This is a genomic window from Acidimicrobiales bacterium, assembly GCA_036273495.1.
GTDB lineage: Bacteria > Actinomycetota > Acidimicrobiia > Acidimicrobiales > JAJPHE01 > DASSEU01.
The window spans coordinates 1-3920 of sequence record DASUHN010000420.1 but is presented as its reverse complement, the minus strand read 5'-3'; the positions used below and the strand labels follow the sequence as shown (position 1 = coordinate 3920).

General features: G+C 74.2%; 3 protein-coding genes. All 3 read left to right on the top strand.

The features are described from left to right. Positions 1–1083, top strand: a 1083-nt coding sequence (locus tag VFW24_18240; GenBank protein ID HEX5268711.1) for a hypothetical protein, incomplete at its 5' end; no start/stop codon positions are given. Continuing rightward, a complete protein-coding gene (locus VFW24_18235; GenBank protein HEX5268710.1) occupies positions 1083–2285 on the top strand; it encodes a glycosyltransferase in 1203 nt (400 codons plus the stop codon). The genes VFW24_18240 and VFW24_18235, both read left to right, overlap by 1 nt. A 129-nt stretch (positions 2286–2414) precedes the next feature. Continuing rightward, positions 2415–3920: tetratricopeptide repeat protein (locus VFW24_18230; protein ID HEX5268709.1), on the top strand; the 1506-nt coding region annotated here is incomplete at its 3' end.

Genomic DNA, 3920 nt, shown 5'->3' with positions numbered 1-3920 from the left:
AGCGCCCTGCTGGGGCTGGCCGCGTCGGCCTACTGGGGAGGGACGATCCGGGGGACGGTGGTGCGCACCAATGTCTTCGGCCTGTCCGAGCTGGTGTTCGGCCCCAACACCGCCGCCCATCTCGTGGTGGCAGTGGGCGTGGGCGTGGCGGTGGCCGCCCTCGTCGTCGTCGTGTCCGCCTACCGGTTGCTCCCCGTCGCCGGCGTCATCGTGGCGGTCGGGGCCTTCGTGGCGCCGTCGGTCCGGGCCTACGCCGACGTGGTGGGCCTGTCTTCCGCCGACGAGCTGCTCCAGGTGGCGCCGAACGCCATCACGTCGATCCAGCGCCACTTCGGACCGGTCCCGTGCGTGTCCTGGGACTCGTCGCTCGACGACGACTGGCAGTTCTACAACACCCGGCTGCTGGTGCCCGGGACGGTCTTCCCGGTCTTCAACTCGAGGCGGGGCGGGCCGCTCCTATGCCCGTCCGGAGTGGTGGTGTCGGGCCGCGCCTTCGGGACCAGGCCCGCCTACCCGGGCGCCCGCCTGGTGGTCCTGGGCAACGACCTCGCCGCCGTGTGGGTGCTGCCCGGCGCCCTCCAGACGGCGCTGGACCGGGCCGGGTGGCTCCTGCCCGCCGGCTTTCCCGGCCCCCTGCCCGACTCGGCCGCAACCGGGACGCTGCGGCTCGTCGGGTCCCCGTCACCCTCGACCGCCAACCTGACCCTGTCCCAGCACGACAGCCGCACGCTGGCCGTCTCGGTCTCGCACACCGGCGCCGGCGCCCCCTGGCCCAATGCCACGTCGATCGGCGCCGTGCCCGAGGACGCGGTTCGTATCGGCGTGTCCTGGTACCAGGGGCCGGCCCCCGCCCGCCGGCAGGTGGCGGCGGCGCGCGCCGACCTTCCCGTGCCTCTGCTTCCCGGTCAGTCCGAGGGGGCGACGGTCACGGTTGCCCCGCTGGCGTTCGGCTCGACGGTGACCGGGCCGAAGTACCTGGCCCCCGGGCCCTACGACATCGAGATCTCGCTGATCCAGGAGAGCGTCCGCACCTGGGAGGCCACGGTGACGCCGATCTGGATCCACGTCACGGTGACCGGGTAGTGAGGGTCGTCCACCTCACCTCTTCGTTCCCTCGCCACGCCGGGGACGCCAACGGCCCCTACATCGCCGAGCTGGTCGCGGCCCAGCGGGCGGCGGGGATCGAGGCGATGGTCGTGGCCCCGCACGCCCCCGGCCTTCCGGTCGAAGACGAGCTGTTCGGCGTCCCGGTCCGGCGGTTCCGGTACGCGCCTCCCCGGGCCGAGGTCCTGGCCTACCGGGGAGGCCTGCTCTCCACGGCGCGCCGGCCGGCGGGAGCGCTGGCCGTCGGGCCCTTCCTGGCCGCCTTTTCCCGGGCCGCCCGGCGAGCGGTGCGGACCTGGGAGGCCGACCTGGTGCACGCCCACTGGTGGCTGCCCGCCGGGTGGGCGGCGGTGCGGGGGGCCCGGAGCACGGGGACGCCAACGGTGGTCACCTGCCACGGGAGCGACGTCGGGCTGGCGCGCCGGACCGGGTTCTCCGGACCGGCCCGCTCGGTGCTGATCCGGGCCACACTCGTGGCGGCGGTGTCGGACGCCCTGGCGGCCGAGCTGCGGGATGTGGTGCCGGGCGTGGACCCGACCGTCCTGCGCATGCCTTTCCGGGGGTGGGACGAGCCCCGGGTGGCTCCGCCCGAGGACGCACCGTTGCGCCTGGTTGCCGTCGGGCGCCTCATGCCCGAGAAGGGCTTCGACCTGCTGGTGGCGGCCACGGCGGCTTTGGTGGCCGAAGGGCGCGCCGTCCGGGTCACGATCGTGGGTGACGGCCCGCTCCGAGGTGTCCTGGCGGCCCAGGTCGGCCACAGCGGCCTGGAGGAGGTCGTCACCTTTGCCGGCCCCGTGAGCCGCGACGGCCTGCGGCGCGCCATCGACGCTGCGCACGCCGTCGTCGTGCCCAGCCGCCGCGAGGGCCTGGGCCTGGTGGCCCTCGACGCCATCGACCGGGGCCGGCCGGTGATCGCCAGCGCCGTGGGGGGGCTGCCGGAGACCCTTCTAGCGGGCGGCGAGGTACCGGCGGGCAACGTCCACCCGTCCCCCGAAGGGCTCGACACGCCGGCCGGGATCCTCGTGAGACCAGGGGACGTGGCCGCCCTCACCCACGCCCTCGGGAGACTGCCCCGGGCCGGACGGGTCGTCGACCCCTCTCGTCTGCGGGACCGTCACGATCCCGATCGGATCGCCTCTGAGCACCTCGACGCCTACCGGAGGGCTGCCCGCCTCGGGTGACCACCAACCGCGGTCGTAGGTATCCTGAGGGTAGGCGGAGGCGGCGAATTGATCAGCGACCTGAAGGTTCATTCGCGTGGGCACGCCGGGTTGGCCCCGTTCGTCGGGCGGCGGCATGAGCTCGATCTGGTGACCCGGACCCTGAGCGAGTCGCGGCTGGTGACCCTCTCGGGGCTGGGGGGAATGGGCAAGACCCGCCTGGCGGCCGAGGCCGCCGACCGCGTGGCCGACCTGGCTCCCGACGGGGTGTGGTGGGTCGACCTCAGCGGCGTGAGCGACCCCGACCTCGTCCTGCCCACGGCGGCGTCAGCCCTGGGCCTGATCGAGGAGGCCGGGCGTCCGTTGCGCGAGACGCTCGTGGCGGCAGTGCGCCACAGCCGCACCCTCATCGTGCTCGACAACTGCGAGCACCTCCTGTCGGCGGCGGCTGGCTTGGCCGCCGAGGCGTCGGCGGCCGGGCCGGGAGTTCGGGTGCTCGCCACCAGTCGGGAGCCGATGGGCCTACCCGGAGAGGTCGTCGTTCCCGTGCCGCCGCTGGACCTCCCTGCGAGCTCCTCGCCTGAGGAGCTGGCCGAGGCGGACGCGGTCAGGCTGTTCGCCGAGCGGGCTGCCGTGGCCCGTCCCGGCTTCCGGGTCGACGAGGTCAACGCCACCCAGATCGCCGACATCTGCCGCCAACTGGACGGGATCCCGCTGGCCATCGAGCTGGCGGCGGCCCGGGTCAAGGTGCTGGGGCTCCGCGAGCTGGCGGAACGGCTCCAGGACCGGTTCGACCTGCTCGGTACCAACCCTCTCGGCGCCCCGCGCCAGCAGACCCTGCGCGCCGTCCTCGACTGGAGCTACGACCTGCTCGCGGAGCCCGAGCGCCGGCTCTTCGACCGCCTCGGCGCGTTCTACGGCGGCTTCGGCCTGGACGCGGCCGAGCACGTCTGCGCCTTCCCCCCTTTGACGGGCTCGGAGCTGATCGAGCTGTTGGCCCGGCTGGTGGACAAGTCGCTCGTGGCGGTGACCGAGATCCGGGGTCGGGCGCGCTACTCCCGGATCGAGACCGTGAGGCTCTACGCGAGGGAACGGCTCGGGTCGTCGGTCGAGGAGGCGGAGGTCCGGAGCAGGCACGCCGACTGGTGCCTGGACCTGGCCCGCACCTCGGAGCGGGCCGACGGAGAAGCGGCCGCGCTCGACCGTGTGGAGATCGAGCACGACAACTTCCGCTCCGCCCTGGCATGGGCGGTGCAGAGGGATCCGGGGCGCGCTGTCGCGTTGGTCTCGGTCCTGGCGCCGTTCTGGGACCGCAGAGGGCATCTCAGCGAGGGCCGGCGGTGGGCCGAGGAGGCCCTGGCGGCGGGTGGAGACGTGCCGGGCCGCAACGTCGTGTTCACCTGGCTCGGCCGGCTGGCCCGCTACGACGCCCGCTACGCCGATGCGGAGGAGCTCCTGCACCGGGCGGCGGACGCTTCGAGGGAGAACCAGGACCCGTCAGGGACGGCCGTCGCACTGACCGAGCTGGGCCGGGTGGCCGGGCTGCAGGGCCAGCGGAGCACCGCCCGGTTCCTCTATCGGGAGGCCCTGGGTCTCTTCCGGGAGGCGGCCGACGACGGGGGGTCCGCCGAGGTCATGTTGCTGCTCGGGCAGCTG